Source organism: Acidovorax sp. 62, assembly GCF_002754495.1.
Lineage (GTDB): Bacteria > Pseudomonadota > Gammaproteobacteria > Burkholderiales > Burkholderiaceae_C > Acidovorax.
The window spans coordinates 4,204,273-4,222,388 of record NZ_PEFJ01000001.1; the positions used below are offsets into that span (position 1 = coordinate 4,204,273).

An 18,116-nucleotide genomic window follows, 5' to 3' on the forward strand; every position below is an offset into this window, starting at 1 on the left:
GCCTGAAACCTAGCTTTACGGCATGTTTTCTGCATAAAAATACAGTACTAAATTCAGTCATGAAACCCCCCGCTCCTCCTGTATTGTGCACCACACGGTTTGCTGGGTCAGGTCCCGCGAGTGCATTCGTTAAAAATACTATAGCTTGCACGGAGTTGGGCCGCTACATGGTCTGTCGCTCATTGGATGACCGCTTTGCGCGCCTTAGCTGAAAGACTGCTTCGGGCGGGAAGTCTGACTTCGCGGAATTCCGCTTTGGGCCCTGAGCCGACGGTGAGCTTCCCTTCCCAAAAGCCGTCATTGATTCACAAATCCGCTACTCGTGGTCCGAAAAAGAGCTGTTGTTAGCCCTAGACCTGCCTGCTCGAAATCTGTAGTTTGTTTCGTCGAACCTTGCCCAGTATCGTGGCATTTTTATACTCGAGCGATTCAACGGTGCTGCAACAAAAAACTAGACTGCAGGTCTCTTTCAAGAGGCATCAATGTCCAGAACATCTCTAGCGGCACAGTTCATTCAGTCAAAATTTGCGTTCGCAATTACCTTTAGATCTTTCTTATGGCACTCATCGACGATCCGAAGGCTTTTATCGCAAGGATGTTTCAGATGGAGGCCAACGAGGGACGCGGCACGTATTGCCAGGTTTTCTCGGAAGGGACAACTGCAGTTCCCATCGACCTGCAGCCGCACGATCGCGTGTACGCCATCTACAAGTCCAAGTACTACTTCACCTCGGACGCCATGTATGTCTCCGGTTCTCAAGGCAGCTTGAGGCTCGCTTGGAAAGAGGTCTCCGCCTGTTCAAGTAAACACGGCGATGGAAGCAAGAAATCTACGATTTCAACGGTACATGGGAAATCGATTGTCATTGACATGACGGATCTCGCAAAAGGGTGGTCTGGTCGCATCTCTCAACTTGTGCACAGCATGATTGACAGATGGGGGAGCCCGGGTGCGCTAGGTCTGCCGCTGATGACGGTACAAGAGTTTCTTTGTCACCCAGATGCGGAAGCTGCATTCGCTCCGAATTTTGAAGGGCGCCTATCGTGCTCGGAACTCAGCGAAGCATTTCAACTACTACTCGGTCTTCCTGGCGTTGAAAGTGTTTTCCTTAGCCGCGCTGGAACGGAAGAAGAAGAGCTTGCTATTCAGGGCGTCATCATCGTCTCCACGTGTGAGCCGGATGAATTTGCCGCATTTATCAGCCGACTGAGTGCAAGCGAAGTGGTCCCTGCAGATGAAAGTGTTCGGAGAAAAGTAGGACGTCTCGCAGCCGATCAAAAGGTATTTGAGGTCATGTGGTCCTAGGACAGAAATCTACCCATTCCATCGAGGGGACGGCGCAAGTGCCATGCTCGCAGATCACTTCCGGGATAAAGCATTGAGCGTCCGCTTCCATTTGCAATGAACGGCTGCTCTTGGCCGATAGTACTCACTCGCAGGCACGTCGCGCTTGAGCTTGGAGCGGACCTTGGCGCTGTCTCAGACATTGACGCCACGACTGGTTGTAGATGAGTCCCACGGGGGCATCTGTCTCAGACTTTCTCAGCGAAAGATCGCCAGACGCGCTCCATCGCGCCCCGTTTGGCTGTCTCAGACTTTAATGCCCGTGAACAGGCCGATACGGACCAAGGATCAGACGCTCTCAATTGCCTCAGCAGCTTCAGCCGCGACAGCCGCCCGGCTGTTGATGCGTGGCCGCACCGCACCTAGGGGCCACAAGGCACACCCCCCAGCCGGGTTGACTGTGCCTACGCAGGCGGCTGGGTGCGTTCCATCAACGCCACAAACCGCCGCGCGCCCAGGCCCAGAGGCCGCTCCTTGGACCACACCACATCCACCCACAGGGCGGCGCCGTTGCTCAGGTTCTCAAACGGCATCTCCACTAGCCGGCCCGATTCGATGCGCGGCTGCACCAGTGCGCGCGGCTGCCAGCCCCAGCCCAGCCCGGCCTCGATCAGGCCCAGCGCGGCCAGGTGGTTGTCGGTGCGCCAGTGGTGGCGGGCAAACACAAAGCGCGGGTCGGTCTGCGCCAGGTCGCGGCTGGCCACCACGATCTGGCGCGTGGTGGTCAGGTGCTCCTCGCGCAGCATGGCGCTGGCGGGGGCTTCGCCGCGGGCCTGGGCGGCCGCGCGCGCGGTGGCCAGCACCGGGTGGTCGGGCGCCATCACGGCCACCAGGGTTTCGGTGCCCACCTCTTGAAAGCCCTCGCGCCCGTCAATGCTGGGCCGCTCGAACACCAGCGCCAGTTGGGCGCGGCCGCTGTGCAGCAACGCCAGCGCATCCACCTGCGGGGCGGCCAGCACTTCCACCTGCAGCAGCGGGTATTCGTGCGCCAGCGCGGCCAGTGGCGCCGTCCAGCGCGCGGCCAGCAGCTCGGGGGCAATGGCCAGGGTCAGGCGCTCCTCCAGCCCCTGCGTCAGTGCCAGCGCCTGGGCGTTGAGCTGCTGCAGCTGCCCGGCCAGCAGCCGCGCCTGGGGCTCCAGCGCCCTTGCGGCAGCGGTGGGCCGGGGTTCGCGCCCGCTGCGGTCAAACAGCTGCACGGCCAGCTCGGCCTCCAGGTGGGCGATGGTCATGCTCACCGCCGAAGGCACCCGCGACAGCGCCCGCGCAGCGGCCGAGAACGAGCCGTGGTCCAGCGCCGCCAAGAACACCTGCACGCTGTCGGAAGAAAAGGCCATGGGCTTGAACTATCAATTAATCTGAAAGAAGCTGACTTTATATATCAGCAAGGTGCACATAAAGTGCACAGCCATGACTTCCAACTCCCTGATTCAACCCCTGTGGCGCAGCCTGCAAGGCCCCAAGCGCCGCGTGCTGTACGTCACCCTGTACGAACTCATCGCCATTGCCGCCGCGACGCTGGGGCTGGCGGTGCTGACGGGGCAGGGCGCCGGGCACTCGGGCGTGGTGGCGGTGGCTGCGTCGGCAGTGGCCGTGGTGTGGAACGTGGTCTTCAACTGGGCCTTTGAGCGCTGGGAGGCCCGCCAGGCGGTGCGTGGGCGTGGCATCGGCCGCCGCATAGCCCATGCCATCGGGTTTGAAGGGGGGCTCGTCTTCACGCTGGTGCCGCTGTTTGCCTGGTGGTTCAACGTGAGCCTGTGGCAGGCCTTTGTGATGGACCTGGCGCTCATCGTCTTCTTCCTTTGCTACACCTTTGTCTTCAATTGGGTGTTTGACCGGGTGTTTGGCCTGCCCGCCTCGGCCATGGGGCATGCGGCGGCCTGACGCGGCAGGGTGTATTTGCTATGTTTTGGATAGCTGCTGGCGCTTTAGGGATAAGCGCTGGAGGCCCATTTAATCTAAATTTCTGGCCCAAGCCTGCAAGATCAAGCCTGCAAGAGCTGCCCTGCGATGGCCGCCGCAGCGGTGCGTGTTTCGACCCCCAGCTTTTCGAAGATGTGCTCCAGGTGCTTGTTCACCGTGCGCGGGCTCATGCCCAGGATGTCGGCAATGTCGCGGTTGGTCTTGCCCTTGCTGAGCCAGGACAGCACCTCGGTTTCACGCGGGGTCAGGGCCACCTGCTGCAGGTGGCGCGGCGCAGCGGCCTCGGGGGCGGCATGGCTGAGCAGCAGCATCGACTCGGCCAGGCCGCTGGCCCCCAGGTGGCGCGCCAGCAACTGGCGGCCATCGGCCAGTGCCAGGGTCTGCCCGCCCGTGCGCTGTGCGCGGTTGAGCCAGGCCGCCGCCGCATCGTGCGGCGCAGGCGCTGCGGCAAAGGCGGCTTCGAGCCAGCGCAGGGCCTGGGGGGATCGCCAGGCCACGCGGCCCTGGCCGTCGAGCACCACCACGCCGAGCCCGGCCACATCCACCGCTTCGCGCGCCAGCCGTGTGGCCTGTGCGTTGCGCACATGGGTGGCCAGCCGCGCCAGCACCTCGGGAATGCGCAGCGGCTTGACGACATAGTCCACCCCACCGCTGGCAAAGCCCTGCAGGATTTGCTCGGTGTCTGACAGCCCCGTCATGAAAACGATGGGCACATGCGACCACGGCGGCGTGGCCTTGAGCTGGCGGCACAGCGCAAAGCCGTCCATGCCGGGCATCACGGCATCGAGCAGCACGCCGTCGGGCACAGTGATGTCAAAGCGCTGCAGGGCCTCCTGGGCGTCGCGCGCGGCCAGCACCGCGTAGCCTTCTGCGGCCAGGGCGTCGCACAGCATGCGCAGGGTGTCCAGCGCGTCGTCCACCACCAGGATCACGCGCTGCGGCGCCGGGGGGGCGGGCTGGGGGCCAGCCTCTGCCAGGGCTTGGGGGTCAGTCTCGGCGTCGGACATGGTGCTCTTTCATGCATCGGCCGCTTGCACCGCACGCAGGTGCTCGGCCAGGGCTTCAAAGTCGAAACGGTCGGCGCAGGCTTGCAACAGCGCCAGGGTGGCCTGGTGGTTCGGCAGCTCAGCGCGTGCACGCCGCAATTGCTCACGCAGCGCAGCGGCCTGGCCTGACCGTGCCAGGCGCGCGAGGTTTTCGCGCAGGTCGCCCGGCAGCGTGGCCAGGGTGTCGTGCGGGTCCACTGGCCCGGTGGCGCTGCGTGGGGCGTGGGCCAGCGGTGTGTTGTCGCGCACCCATTCCAGCTGCAGCGCCTGCTCCAGCGCCTGCAGCAGTTCGGATTCGATCACCGGCTTGCCCACAAAGCCCTGGCACTGCTGGGCCGCCAGGCGCGAGGACTCGTGCTCGAACAGGTTGGCCGACACGAACACGATGGGCAGCTCGGCCGCAGGCCGCAGATCGCGCAGCAAGGCGGCGGTTTGCCAGCCGTCCAAGTCGTCCATGGTGATGTCCAGCAGCACCAGGTCGGGCGGGGTCTGGCGCACGATCTCCAGGCACTCGCGCCCGCTGGCCGCCTCACGCACCACAAAGCCCAAGGGCACCAGCAGCCCGGCGAGCAACTGGCGCTGCAGGGGCTGGTCGTCCACCACCAGCAGCGTGCGTTGCGGCGCCAGGTAGCCAATCACCGAGCGCAGCGCCGCGCGGCTGGGCGTGGTCCAGTGCGGGTCGGCGGCCATGCCGGGCAGGTACAGCCGCACGGTGAAGGTGCTGCCCTGTCCGGGCGTGCTGGTGAGTGTGAGCTGCCCGCCCATCAGCTCGGTCAGCAAATGCGTGATGGTCAGGCCCAGGCCGGTGCCCGCCTCGCTGGCGCGGCGACCTGCGCTGCCGCGCTCAAACGGCACGAAGATGCGCTCCAGGTCCTGCGGCTCAATGCCAATGCCGGTGTCGATCACCTCGATGCGCGAGACATGCTGGCGAAAGTCCATGCGCAGGCGCACCTCGCCGCGTTCGGTAAAGCGCACCGCGTTGGACAACAGGTTGATCAGAATCTGCCGCAGCCGCTTGGCGTCGGCGCGAATCCAGGCCGGCATGGTGCCCAGCGTCTCCACCACAAAGCGCAAGCCCTTGGCCTGGGCCTGCGGGCGCAGCATGGCCTCGATGTTCTCGATGAGGTCGGGCAGGGGCAGGGGGGCCAGGTCCAGCCGCAGCCGCCCCGCCTCGATGCGGGCCAGCTCCAGCGATCCATCGATCAGCGCATGCATGTGCAGGCCGCTGTGCTGCATGGTCGATAGCGTCTCGCGCAGCCAGCCTTCGGTGTGCGGGTGTTTGAGCAGGATTTGCGTGTAGCCCAGGATGCTGTTGAGCGGCGAGCGCAGCTCGTGCGTCATGCCCGCCACGTAGCGTGTCTTGGCCTGGTTGGCCGATTCGGCCTGGTCCTTGGCGGCCTGCAGCTCGGCGTCGGTGCGCTTGTGGGCCTCGATCTCTTGCAGCAGCAACTGGGTCTGCCGCTCCGACTCGTCTTGCGCCATGCGGCGGCTGTCGGTGCTCAGCACCACCCACCAGGCACACACGGCCGCCAGCAAGGCCAGCAGGGCAAACACCTTGAGAAAGGGCATCTGCAGCAGGGTGGCATGCGCGGGGCTCTGCAGGCCCTCTTGCACATACACCACGCCCACCAAAAACGCCATGGCCGCGCACAGCGACACCAGCACCATGGCGTACTGCCCCACGCGAAAGTTCACCTTGATGGCCCAGCGCTTTGGCAACAAGGCCTCCACCACGCCGCGCAACTGGTCTGCCGCGCGCGAGCCCGTCTTGCAGCGGTCGTGGCAGCGCGATTCGAGCGAGCAGCACAGTGAGCAAATGGGCGCGGCATAGGCCGGGCAGCGCGCCATGTCTTCCGACTCGAACTGGTTCTCGCACACCGCGCAGCGCACGATCTCGCCGGGCTTCCAGTCGTTGTCCGGCGTGCGGGCCAGGTAGTAGCGGCCCTGGGTCATCCACGCCAGCAGGGGCGCCAGCGCAATCGACAGCACCAGCGCGATGAAGGGCGAGAACGCGGCAGCCTCTTCGCCCAGCAGCCCCGCATAGGCGCAGCAGGCCACCGTGGCCGCCAGCACCATGGCGCCCAGGCCCACGGGGTTGAAGTCGTACAGGTGCGCGCGGCGAAACTCAATGCCCTTGGGCGACAGGCCCAGCGGCTTGTTGATGACCAGGTCGGCCACCAGCGCACCCACCCAGGCAATGGCGACGTTGCTGTAGACCGCCAGCACTTTTTCGAGCGCGCCAAACACGCCCAGCGTCATCAGCAGCGTGGCGATCAGCACGTTGAACACCAGCCACACCACGCGGCCAGGGTGGCTGCGGGTGATGCGGGCAAAAAAATTGGACCAGGCCAACGAGCCCGCATACGCATTGGTGACGTTGATCTTGATCTGTGACACCACCACAAACACCACCGTCACGGCCACCGCCAGCCCCGGCAGGCCCAGGGCCTGCATCACCTGATGAAAGCCTGCGAGGAACATTTGCGTGGGCTCGGCCGCACGCTGTGTGCCCACCTCGAACTGCAACGCAGCAAAGGCCAAAAAGGCGCCGCCCGCCATCTTCAGCATGCCCGTCACCACCCAGCCCGGCCCCGCGACCAGCACCGCGCCCCACCAGCGCAGGCGGTTGGCGGCGGTGCGCTCGGGCAGAAAGCGCAAAAAGTCCACCTGCTCGCCAATCTGCACCACGAGCGAAAAGATCACCGCCGCTGCTGCACCAAACATGAGCGGGTCGAACTGGCTGCTGCCGCTCTTGAGGCCGGAAAGCCCCGCAAAGTCGCGGTACAGCTGCGGCTGGGCCAGGGCAATCCACACAAAGGGCAGCAGCAGCAAGAACAGCCACAGCGGCTGCGTCCAGGCCTGTAGCCGCGAGATGAGCGTGATGCCGCGCATGGCCAAAGGCAGGATGACCAGCGACGACACGATGTAGCACCACTCCAGCGGCCAGTCCACCACCATCTGCAGCGCCAGCGCCATGATGGCCGCCTCCAGCGCAAAGAAGATGAAGGTGAACACCGCGTAGATCAGCGAGGTGATGGTGGAGCCCAGGTAGCCAAAGCCCGCGCCGCGGGTGAGAAGGTCCATGTCCAGCCCGTAGCGCGCGGCGTAGTAGGCAATGGGCAGCCCCGTCAGAAAGATCAGCAGCCCCACCGTGAGGATGGCCCACATCGCATTGCTGAAGCCGTAGTTCAGCGCAATGGCGCCGCCAATGGCTTCCAGCGCCAGGAACGACAGCGAGCCAAAGGCCGTGTTGGCCACGCGGAACTCGCTCCAGCGCCGAAAGCCCTTGGGCGTGTAGCGCAGTGCGTAGTCCTCCATCGTCTCGTCGGCCACCCAGGCGTTGTATTCGCGCCGGAACCGAAAGATGGTCTGCGGCGCGCTCTGGGGATCGGGGGGGAGCGGGTGGGCCATGCAGGGCACCAAGCAAGAAGCGTTCTACGTCCCCCGCTGAAGTGGCACGGGCTGCGTACGCCACCTACGTTAATTGACGTATGGGCGCGAACAAGGGTTGTCCCTAATCTTCAACCCAGAGCGGACACACCGCCCCAACCCCGTCGTTTCAACCCCTTCCTGATCCTGCAAGGAGCGTCCTCATGAGCCACCCATCAGACCCCCGCACCTCTGGCCCCAACGCCGCAGAGCCCGGCCGCCGCCGCATGTTGCAAGCGCTGGGGGCCGCCTCGGTGGCAGGCTTGCCCGCCTGGTCGTTTGCGCAGCCCACGGCCCAGGTCAACACCACCAAGTTGGCGGTGACGGACACGGAGGTCACGGTGGGCCAGCTGCACTCGGCCACCGGCACCATGGCCATTTCTGAAACGGGCTCCATCCAGGCCGAGCAGCTGGCCATTGACCAGATCAACGCCATGGGGGGGGTGCTGGGCCGCAAGATCAAGGTCATCAAGGAAGACGGCGCCTCTGACTGGCCGACGTTTGCCGAAAAGTCCAAGAAGCTGCTCATCAACGACCACTGCGCCGCCGTGTTCGGCTGCTGGACCAGCGCCTCGCGCAAAGCCGTGTTGCCCGTGTTTGAAAAAGAAAACGGCCTGCTGTACTACCCCACCTTCTATGAAGGCCTGGAGCAGTCCAAGAACGTGATCTACACCGGCCAGGAGGCCACGCAGCAAATTTTGTACAGCCTGGAGTGGGCCAAGACCGAGAAGAAAGCCAAGACGTTCTTCCTGATTGGATCGGACTACATCTGGCCCCGCACCTCGATGAAGATCGCGCGCAAGCACATCGAGAACTTCCAGAAGGGCAAGGTGGTGGGCGAGGAGTACTACCCGCTGGGCAGCACCAACTTCGGCTCGCTCATGAACAAGATCAAGGTGCAAAAGCCAGACTGCCTGTTTGTGGCGGTGGTGGGCGGCTCCAACGTGGCGTTCTACAAGGCGCTCAAGGCCGCAGGCATCACGGGCGACAAGCAACTGCTGGTGACGTTGTCCGTCACGGAGGACGAGATGACCGGTGTGGGCGGCGAGAACTTCGCGGGGTTCTATTCGTCGATGAAGTACTTCCAGTCGCTCGACAACGAGAACAACAAGAAGTTTGTGGCCGCCTTCAAGGCCAAGTACGGCAAGGACGCCGTGATCGGCGACGTGACGCAGGCGGGCTATCTGGGCCCCTGGCTGTGGAAGGCCGCCGTGGAAAAGGCCAAGAGCTTTGACGTGGACAAGGTGGTGGCCGCATCGCCGGGCATTGAGCTGACCACGGCGCCTGAAGGCTACGTGAAGGTGGATGCCAACCACCACCTGTGGAGCAAGTCGCGCATCGCCATGGGCATGCCAGACGCCACGTTCAAGGTGGTGTCCGAGTCTCCGAACCTGATCAAGCCCGATCCGTTTCCCAAGGGATACCAGTAAGCAGTGAGAAGTCACCCCCTGAGGCGCTTCGCGCCTTCCCCCTCTCTCGCTGCGCGGGAGGGGGACGACACCCTCGGTGCGGGGCGGCCCTTCCTCGGTGTCCCTGGCATTTGCGCCGCGCCAGTAGCGGGCGCAGTGACCGGATGACTGCTGCGGGGCTGTGCTTCGCGCAAATCGCTCTCTTTTCGATTGGCCTGCACGCAGGAGCTGCAACATGACCTTTTCCGAAATGCTCAACATTGGCCTGATGCAGGGCTTTGCGGGCCTGAGCCTGTTTGCCGTGCTGCTGCTCATGGGCCTGGGGCTGGCCATCATCTTTGGGCAGATGGGCGTTATCAACATGGCGCATGGCGAGTTCATGACGATTGGCGCCTACACCATCTACCTGGGCTCTACGCTGGCGGCCAACCATGCGCCGCAGATGGCGCCGTACTACTTTCCGCTGGCCATCATCGCGGCCTTTGGCTTTGCCTTTGCCGCGGGCTGGCTGGTGGAGTGGGGACTGATTCGCCACCTGTACAAGCGCCCGCTCGATACGCTGCTGGCCACCTGGGGCATCAGCCTGGCGCTGCAGCAGTGCTTTCGCACCTTCATCGGGCCCAAGGAGGTCAGCCCCACGCTGCCTGAGTGGCTGATGGGCTCCTGGGCGCCTGCCCCAGGGCTGGACATTCCGATCAATGGCCTGTTTGTGCTGGGGCTCACCGCCGTGGTGACCGCAGGTGTGCTGCTGGCGCTGCACAAAAGCCGCTGGGGCTTGCGTGTGCGGGCCACGGTGAGCAACCGCGTCATGGCCAACGCCATTGGCATTGACACCCAAAAGACTGACCGCCTCACTTTTGCCATCGGCTGCGGCATTGCGGGTGTGGCGGGGGCTGCGTTCACCACCATCGGCTCCACCGGCCCCACTAGCGGCTCGTTGTACATCGTGGATGCGTTCCTGGTCGTCACCTTTGGTGGCGCAGCGAGCTTGCTGGGCACGGTGGTTTCGGCCTTTGGCATTGCGCAGACGCAGTCCATCACCGAGTTTTTCCTGGCGGGTTCCATGGCCAAGGTGATCACGCTGTCGTTGATCGTGCTGATCCTGATGGTGCGACCCCAAGGACTCTTTGCATCGAAGGTTCGTCGATGACATCCGCACACCCGACCATTCCCACCGCGCTCAACGGAGTCTCCGCATGAATGCCCTCAAAGCCTGGATCCTGCGCTACCAGCTTGCCAGCCTGGTGCTGCTCACCGTGCTGCTGGCCCTGGTGCTGCCGCTGGCGCTCGACATTTTTCGCCTCAACCTGGTGGGCAAGTACCTCACCTACGCCTTTGTCGCCATCGGCCTGGTGATGGTGTGGGGGTACGGTGGTGTGCTCAGCCTGGGGCAGGGTGTTTTCTTTGGCCTGGGCGGGTATGCCATGGCCATGTTTTTGAAGCTGGAAGCGTCTGACCCCATCAGCACCAAGATCCAGTCCACGCCCGGCATTCCCGACTTCATGGACTGGAACCAGATCACCGAGCTGCCCAGCTTCTGGGTGCCGTTCAAGAGCCTGCCGTTCTCGCTGGCCGCCGTCATCGTGGTGCCTGCGCTGCTGGCCTGGCTCATCAGCTTTGCCATGTTCAAGCGCCGCGTGGGGGGGGTGTATTTCGCCATCATCACGCAGGCGGTGGCGCTGATTCTCACGGTGCTCATCATTGGCCAGCAGGGCTACACCGGCGGCGTCAACGGCATGACTGACCTGAAGACGCTGTGGGGCTGGGACACGCGCACCGACAGCGCCAAGTACATCCTGTACTACGTGTGCGTGGCGCTGCTCATCGGCTCTATCGTGCTGTGCCGCTGGATCCAGACCGGCAAGGTGGGCACGCTGCTGCTGGCCATGCGCGACAAGGAAGACCGCGTGCGCTTTTCGGGCTACGACGTGGCCAATTTCAAGATATTCACCTTCTGCCTGGCGGCTGCGTTGTCAGGCATTGGCGGGGCGTTGTTTTCGCTGCAGGTGGGGTTCATGTCACCGAGCTTCGTGGGCATCGTGCCCTCCATCGAGATGGTGATCTACGCCGCCGTGGGCGGGCGTATGAGCCTGGTGGGCGCGGTGTACGGCACGCTGCTGGTGAATGCGGGTAAGACGTTTTTCTCGGAAAGCTTTCCGGAAGCCTGGTTGTTCTTGATGGCGGGCCTGTTCATCGGCGTGACCATGGCCTTCCCTATGGGGTTGGCGGGCTTGTGGGAGAGCCACGTTGTGCCCTGGTGGAAGGGCCGCCGCGAGGCCCTGCGCCAGGCCTCGGTGCCACCCCGGCCGGTGGCAGAGGCTGCAACTGCCGCAAATGCCGTCCCCACAGCATCGGTCAGCGTGGCGCCCGCGCCCGCGCCCGCGCCCGATGCCCTGCCCGACGGCGTGAGCCGCCAGGGCGCCTGACACCCCACGCCACGGAGCACGCCCCATGAGCAATACCGACTTCGCCCTCGCCGTGGAAGACCTCACGGTGTCGTTCGACGGCTTCAAGGCCATCGATGCCCTGACGCTGTACATCGACAAGAACGAGCTGCGCGTGATCATCGGCCCCAACGGTGCGGGAAAGACCACGCTGCTCGACCTCATCTGTGGCAAGACCCGTGCCACGGGCGGCAGCATCAAGTTCAAGAACGAAGAATTGACCCGCATGGCCGAGCACCAGCGCGTGCGCTTAGGGATCGGCCGCAAGTTCCAGACGCCCTCGATCTACGAGAACCTCTCGGTCTTTCAGAACCTGGAGGTGTCGTACCCCGCAGGCCGCTCGGTGCTGGGGGCGCTGGCCTTCAAGTGCACCGACGAGGTCAAGGCCCGCGTGCAGGTGGTGGCCGAGGACATTGGCCTGGGCGACAAGCTCGATACCGAAGCGGGCTTGCTCAGCCACGGGCAAAAGCAGTGGCTGGAGATTGGCATGCTGCTGATGCAGGAGCCCGAGCTGCTCATGCTTGACGAGCCGATTGCCGGCATGAGCGCCCGCGAGCGCGAGCTGACGGCCGAGTTGCTGCAGCGCATTTGCAAGAACCGCGCGGTGATCGTGATCGAACACGACATGGAGTTCGTCAAGCGCATTGCCCACAAGGTCACGGTGATGCACCAGGGAAAGATCCTGGCTGAGGGCCCCATGGAGAAGGTGCAGGCTGACCCTAAGGTCATCGACGTGTACCTGGGCCATTGAGATGAAGCGCCCCCCTGAGCGGCTGCGCCGCTTCCCCCCGCTCTCACCTTGCTGCGCAAGGTGGGCAAGGGGACGCAGCCCTCGCTGCGGGGCGGCCCTTGCTCGGCCGCCCTGGTATGGGCCGCGCCCGCTTCATGCGGTGTGGATGACGTGCAGCGCCAGGACGAATGCAATGCGAGACGGCCCCTGGAGCGACCGCAGCCCTCTCCGTCCATCCTCCAAACCCTCTGGAGCACAACTATGTTGAAAGTCGAAGACCTGTTTGTCGCCTACGGCCAGAGCGAGGCGCTGCACGGCATCTCGTTTGAAGGCCGTGCCAACGAGACCGTGGCCATCATGGGCCGCAATGGCATGGGCAAAACCACGCTGTTCAAAAGCCTCATGGGCGTGATGCCGGTCAAAAGCGGCCAGATCACCGTGGCAGGCCAGGACGTGACGAAGGACGAGAGCTTTCGCCGCGTGGCCAAGGGCATTGCCTATGTGCCCCAGGGGCGCATGATTTTCCCGACCCTCACGGTCGAGGAAAACATCGAGACCGGCCTGGAGAACTCCAAGACGCGGCAGATTCCAGAAGACATCTATGCGCTGTTCCCGGTGCTGTGGGACATGCGCCGGCGCAAGGGCGGCAACCTGTCGGGCGGGCAGCAGCAGCAACTGGCCATTGCCCGCGCCCTGGTCACCGACCCCAAGGTGCTGCTGCTTGATGAGCCCACCGAGGGCATTCAGCCTTCCATCATCAAAGACATCGCCAAGGCGCTCAACGAGATCCGCAAGCTGCGCCAGACCACCATCGTGGTGAGCGAGCAGGTGCTGTCGTTTGCCATGGATGTGGCCGACCGGCTGTTCGTCATCGAGGGCGGCCGCCTGGTGCATGAGACCGCACGGGCCGACACCGACCAGCAGCGCATCAAAGCGTATCTCTCTGTATGAGGCACCCCCTGTGTCGCTTCGCGCCTTCCCCCTCTCTAGCATCGCTGCGCGCTGCGGGAGGGGGACGCCCCCAGCGCGGCGGGGCGGCCCTTGCGCGGGGGCACTGGCGTTGGCCGTGACCGTTTCACAGGCAGCTTGCCTTGCAGGCCCTGGAGCTTTTATCTCGCTTTTTCATTTTTCCACCCACCCCTTCCAAGGAGCACGCCATGGCTGAAACCCTGATCAAGGTCGATCTGAGCAAGTCGCCCACCGAGAACGAAAACATCCACAACCGCTGGCATCCCGACATCCCCATGGCCTGCTGGGTCAACCCGGGCGATGAGTTTGTGCTGGAGACGTTTGACTGGACGGGCGGCTTCATCCAAAACAACGACAGCGCCGACGATGTGCGCGACATTGACCTGACCACGGTGCACTACCTCAGCGGCCCGGTGGGCGTGAAGGGTGCCGAGCCGGGCGATCTGCTGGTGGTAGACCTGCTGGACATTGGGGCCAAGCAAGACAGTCTGTGGGGCTTCAACGGCTTTTTCAGCAAGAACAATGGCGGCGGCTTTCTGACCGAGCACTTCCCCCAGGCGCAAAAGTCCATCTGGGACTTTCATGGCATGTTCACCAGCTCGCGCCATGTGCCGGGCGTGAAGTACGCGGGGCTCATCCACCCCGGCCTGATTGGCTGCCTGCCTGACCGCAAGATGCTGGAGCAGTGGAATGCGCGCGAGCAGGCGCTCATCGACTCGGCACCCACGGCTGGGCTGGCCAATCCGCCCTCGGCGGGCACAGCCCACATGGGCCGCCTCACGGGCGAGGCCAAGGCCAAGGCAGCAGCCGAGGGCGCACGCACCGTGCCGCCGCGCGAGCATGGCGGCAACTGCGATATCAAGGACTTGTCGCGCGGCGCCAAGGTGTTCTTCCCGGTGTATGTGGACGGCGCGGGCTTGAGCGTGGGCGACCTGCACTTCAGCCAGGGCGATGGAGAGATCACGTTCTGCGGCGCCATCGAGATGGCAGGCTGGGTGCACATGAAGGTCACCCTCATCAAGGGCGGCATGGCCAAGTACGGCATCAAGAACCCTATCTTCAAGCCCAGCCCCATCACGCCGACCTACAACGACTACCTGATCTTTGAAGGCATCTCGGTGGATGAGGCGGGCAAGCAGTACTACTTGGACGTGAACGTGGCCTACCGCCAGGCCTGCCTGAACGCCATCGAGTACCTCAAGAAATTTGGCTACTCCGGAGCTCAGGCGTATTCCATCCTGGGCACCGCGCCCGTGCAGGGTCACATCAGCGGCGTGGTGGACGTGCCCAACGCCTGCGCCACGCTGTGGCTGCCTACGCAGATCTTTGACTTCGACATCAACCCCAGCGCGGCCGGACCGATCAAGCACCTGGACGGCTCCATTGCCATGCCGTTGTCGCCCGACCTGGTCTGACCGCACAACGCCCTGCCACTGCTGCGCAAGGAGCCGCCATGCCCACCTACGACTACGCCTGTGCCCAGTGCGGCGGCTTCGATGCCTTTCGCACGCTGGCCGACCGCAACGAGCCCGCCGCCTGCCCTGACTGCGGGGCCGCATCGCCCCGCGTGTTTGCCACGGCGCCGCGCTTGGCGCTGATGAGCGCCACCACCCGCAGCGCCATGGCCACCAACGAGCGTGCGCGGCATGAGCCGCAGCGCTCAGGTGACTACGCCCGCCTCAAGCACCCCGCAGGGTGTGGCTGCTGCTCTTCGTCGTCCACGCGCAAGGCCACGGTGACAGCGCCTAGTGGCGCCAAAGCGTTCCCAAGCAAGCGGCCCTGGATGATTTCCCACTGACGGGATGCGTCCCTGTGTTTCACAGCGATATTTCACGCAGCAAGGGCGCTTGACAGGGCAACGCCTTCAGGTGGCAGAGTCGCGCGCGCGGGCTTAGGCGTTGGCCTGCGCGCACTTCCCCTTAAAATTGCCTGTCAGCCCAAGGAGCGTTGCAGCGGCAGGCCAGGCCCCACCCACAGGTGGCCGGTTGCCGTCAGGCTTGGGCCCTGTGCACTATGGCACCGTCCCCCCGTAACGACGCTCACCTGTTTTGTCCGTGTTCCTGCACAGGTGAGCCCTATGTCTGCTGTTTCCGTCCCTCCCATGAAACTCTCTGGCCTGGAGCCTGTCTCCATTGGCGAGGGCACCCTGTTCGTCAACGTGGGCGAGCGCACCAACGTCACCGGCTCCAAGGCGTTTGCGCGCATGATTTTGAACGGCCAGTACGAAGAAGCCCTGGCCGTGGCCCGCCAGCAGGTGGAGAACGGCGCGCAGGTCATCGACATCAACATGGACGAGGCCATGCTCGACAGCAAGACCGCCATGGTGCGCTTTCTGCAGCTCATCGCGTCCGAGCCCGACATCGCGCGCGTGCCCATCATGGTGGACAGCTCCAAGTGGGAGGTGATCGAGGCTGGCCTGCGCTGCGTGCAGGGCAAGGGCATCGTCAACTCCATCTCCATGAAGGAGGGCGTGGACAAGTTCAAGCACGAGGCGCGCCTGGTGCGCCGCTATGGCGCCGCTGCGGTGGTGATGGCGTTTGACGAAACAGGCCAGGCCGACACCTACGAGCGCAAGATCGAAATCTGCGAGCGCGCCTACCGCATCCTGGTCGATGAAGTCGGCTTCCCGCCCGAAGACATCATCTTCGACCCCAACATCTTTGCCGTGGCCACCGGCATTGAAGAGCACAACAACTACGCCGTCGATTTCATCGAAGCCACGCGCTGGATCAAGCAGAACCTGCCGGGCGCCAAGGTGTCGGGCGGCGTGTCGAACGTGTCGTTCAGCTTCCGCGGCAACGACCCCGTGCGCGAGGCCATCCACACCGTGTTCCTGTACCACGCCATCAAGGCCGGGATGGACATGGGCATCGTCAACGCAGGCATGGTGGGCGTGTACGACGACCTGGAGCCCGTGCTGCGCGAGCGTGTGGAAGACGTGGTGCTCAACCGCCGCCCCGACGCGGGTGAGCGCCTGGTCGAGATCGCCGAAACCGCCAAGAGCGGCGCCAAGGACGAGAGCAAAAAGCTTGAATGGCGCGGCACGCCGGACAACCCCAAGACCGTGGGCGAACGCTTGAGCCACGCCCTGGTGCACGGCATCACCGACTTCATCACCGAAGACACCGAAGAGGCCTACCGCGCCATCCTGGCCAAGGGCGGCCGTCCGTTGCACGTGATCGAGGGCCCGCTCATGGACGGTATGAACGTGGTGGGCGATCTGTTCGGCGCGGGCAAGATGTTCCTGCCCCAGGTGGTGAAAAGCGCACGCGTGATGAAGTCCGCCGTGGCCCACCTGATCCCCTACATCGAAGAAGAAAAGCGCCAGGACGAACTGGCCGGGCGTGATGTGCGCAGCAAGGGCAAGATCATCATCGCCACCGTCAAGGGCGACGTGCACGACATCGGCAAGAACATCGTCACCGTGGTCCTGCAGTGCAACAACTTTGAAGTGGTGAACATGGGCGTGATGGTGCCCTGCCACGAAATTTTGGCGCGCGCCAAGGTCGAGGGGGCCGACATCGTGGGCCTGTCGGGCCTCATCACCCCCAGCCTCGAAGAGATGCAGTACGTGGCCGGCGAGATGCAGAAGGACGACCACTTTCGCATCAAGAAGATCCCGCTGCTCATCGGCGGCGCCACCACCAGCCGCGTGCACACCGCCGTCAAGATCGCTCCGCATTACGAAGGCCCCGTGGTCTACGTGCCCGATGCCTCGCGCAGCGTGAGCGTGGCGCAAAGCCTGCTGGGCGACGGCGTGCAGAGCTACGTGGATGAACTGAACGCCGACTACGACAAGGTGCGCACCCAGCACGCCAACAAAAAGGCCACGCCCCTGTGGCCCCTGGCCAAGATCCGCGCCAACAAGACCCCCGTGGACTGGTCTGTCCACCGGCCCGCCGTGCCCCGCGCGCTGGGCCGCCGCGTGTTCAAGAACTTCGACCTGGCCGAGCTGGCCAAGTACATCGACTGGGGCCCGTTCTTCCAGACCTGGGACCTGGCCGGTCCGTACCCTGCCATCCTCACCGACGAGATCGTGGGCGTGGAAGCCACGCGTGTGTTTGCCGATGGGCAGGCCATGCTCAAGAAGATCATCGAAGGCCGGTGGCTCACCGCCAGCGGCGTGATGGCCCTGCTGCCCGCCAACAGCGTGAACGATGACGACATCGAGTTCTATACCGATGACACCCGCAAAGAAGTGGCCATGACCTGGTACGGCCTGCGCCAGCAGGCCGAAAAGCACACCATCGACGGCGTGACGCGCCCCAGCCGCTGCCTGGCCGACTTTGTGGCGCCCAAGGAAAGCGGCATTGCCGACTACGCCGGCCTGTTCGCCGTGACGGCGGGCCTCGGGATCGAAAAGAAGGAAAAAGCCTTCATCGACGCGCTGGACGACTACTCCGCGATCATGTTCAAGAGCCTGGCCGACCGCCTGGCCGAGGCGTTCGCCGAAGCCCTGCACCACCGCGTGCGCACCGACCTGTGGGGCTATGCCGCTGGCGAAGCGCTGAGCAACGACGACATGATTGCCGAGAAGTACCACGGCATCCGCCCCGCGCCCGGCTACCCCGCCTGCCCGGACCACAGCGCCAAAAGCGAGCTGTTCCGCGTTCTGCAGGCCGAGGAGATCGGCATGACCCTGACCGAAAGCCTGGCCATGATGCCCGCCGCCAGCGTGAGCGGCTTCTACATCGGTCACCCTGACGCGGTGTATTTCAATGTCGGCAAGATCGGTGAAGACCAGTTGCACGACATGGCCCAGCGCCGGGGCATGGACGAGAAGGTGTTGGAGCGGTTGTTGGCACCGAACCTGTGATGCTATGA

The 18,116-nt window shown here is 64.1% G+C and carries 13 protein-coding genes and 1 riboswitch; of the genes, 10 read left to right on the forward strand and 3 right to left on the reverse strand.

Annotation, left to right across the window (positions count from 1 at the left end):
* Positions 1-556 precede the first annotated feature (556 nt).
* Positions 557-1,306: a hypothetical protein gene (locus CLU86_RS18790; protein WP_099742689.1), complete on the forward strand. Its 750-nt coding sequence runs from the start codon at positions 557-559 to the stop codon at positions 1,304-1,306.
* Positions 1,307-1,749: 443 nt separating this feature from the next.
* Here the strand turns inward: CLU86_RS18790 and CLU86_RS18795 are convergent, their stop codons facing one another.
* Positions 1,750-2,679, reverse strand: a complete 930-nt coding sequence (locus tag CLU86_RS18795) for a LysR family transcriptional regulator (RefSeq protein ID WP_099742690.1) — start codon at positions 2,677-2,679, stop codon at positions 1,750-1,752.
* A gap of 73 nt (positions 2,680-2,752) precedes the next feature.
* On the opposite strand from CLU86_RS18795, the gene CLU86_RS18800 reads away from it, so the two are divergent.
* Entirely contained in the window at positions 2,753-3,226 is a 474-nt protein-coding gene (locus CLU86_RS18800) for a PACE efflux transporter (RefSeq protein ID WP_099742691.1), read from the forward strand.
* Positions 3,227-3,327: 101 nt separating this feature from the next.
* Here CLU86_RS18800 and CLU86_RS18805 read toward each other — a convergent pair whose 3' ends face one another.
* Complete coding sequence (locus tag CLU86_RS18805; protein WP_233195108.1) at positions 3,328-4,272, reverse strand: response regulator; 945 nt, start codon at positions 4,270-4,272, stop codon at positions 3,328-3,330.
* Positions 4,273-4,281: 9 nt separating this feature from the next.
* Positions 4,282-7,722 carry an ATP-binding protein gene (locus tag CLU86_RS18810; RefSeq protein ID WP_099742692.1) on the reverse strand — a complete coding sequence of 1,147 codons (3,441 nt, stop codon included), beginning with the start codon at positions 7,720-7,722 and terminating at the stop codon, positions 4,282-4,284.
* A 182-nt stretch (positions 7,723-7,904) separates the two neighbouring features.
* Here CLU86_RS18810 and urtA point away from each other — a divergent pair, with 182 nt between their 5' ends.
* The 8 genes from urtA to metH all read left to right on the forward strand — a co-directional run bounded on the left by urtA (position 7,905) and on the right by metH (position 18,108).
* Complete coding sequence (gene urtA, locus CLU86_RS18815; RefSeq protein ID WP_099742693.1) at positions 7,905-9,170, forward strand: urea ABC transporter substrate-binding protein; 1,266 nt, start codon at positions 7,905-7,907, stop codon at positions 9,168-9,170.
* Positions 9,171-9,384: 214 nt separating this feature from the next.
* Positions 9,385-10,299, forward strand: coding sequence for an urea ABC transporter permease subunit UrtB (gene urtB / locus CLU86_RS18820; RefSeq protein ID WP_099742694.1), 915 nt, complete (start codon positions 9,385-9,387; stop codon positions 10,297-10,299).
* A gap of 46 nt (positions 10,300-10,345) precedes the next feature.
* Complete coding sequence (urtC, locus tag CLU86_RS18825) at positions 10,346-11,575, forward strand: urea ABC transporter permease subunit UrtC (protein ID WP_099742695.1); 1,230 nt, start codon at positions 10,346-10,348, stop codon at positions 11,573-11,575.
* Between the two features lie 25 nt (positions 11,576-11,600).
* The gene (gene urtD / locus CLU86_RS18830) at positions 11,601-12,344 is read left to right on the forward strand and encodes an urea ABC transporter ATP-binding protein UrtD (protein ID WP_099742696.1); all 744 of its coding nucleotides are present in this window, start codon (positions 11,601-11,603) and stop codon (positions 12,342-12,344) included.
* A 240-nt stretch (positions 12,345-12,584) separates the two neighbouring features.
* On the forward strand, positions 12,585-13,274 hold the full coding sequence (gene urtE, locus CLU86_RS18835; RefSeq protein WP_099742697.1) for an urea ABC transporter ATP-binding subunit UrtE: 690 nt from the start codon (positions 12,585-12,587) through the stop codon (positions 13,272-13,274).
* 206 nt (positions 13,275-13,480) lie between these two features.
* Complete coding sequence (gene fmdA / locus CLU86_RS18840; protein WP_099743700.1) at positions 13,481-14,707, forward strand: formamidase; 1,227 nt, start codon at positions 13,481-13,483, stop codon at positions 14,705-14,707.
* Positions 14,708-14,745: 38 nt separating this feature from the next.
* Positions 14,746-15,090, forward strand: coding sequence for a zinc ribbon domain-containing protein (locus tag CLU86_RS18845; RefSeq protein ID WP_099742698.1), 345 nt, complete (start codon positions 14,746-14,748; stop codon positions 15,088-15,090).
* Between the two features lie 135 nt (positions 15,091-15,225).
* A riboswitch (S-adenosyl-L-homocysteine riboswitch) is annotated at positions 15,226-15,340 on the forward strand.
* A gap of 29 nt (positions 15,341-15,369) precedes the next feature.
* Positions 15,370-18,108, forward strand: coding sequence for a methionine synthase (gene metH, locus CLU86_RS18850; protein WP_099742699.1), 2,739 nt, complete (start codon positions 15,370-15,372; stop codon positions 18,106-18,108).
* The last annotated feature ends 8 nt before the right edge of the window (positions 18,109-18,116 follow it).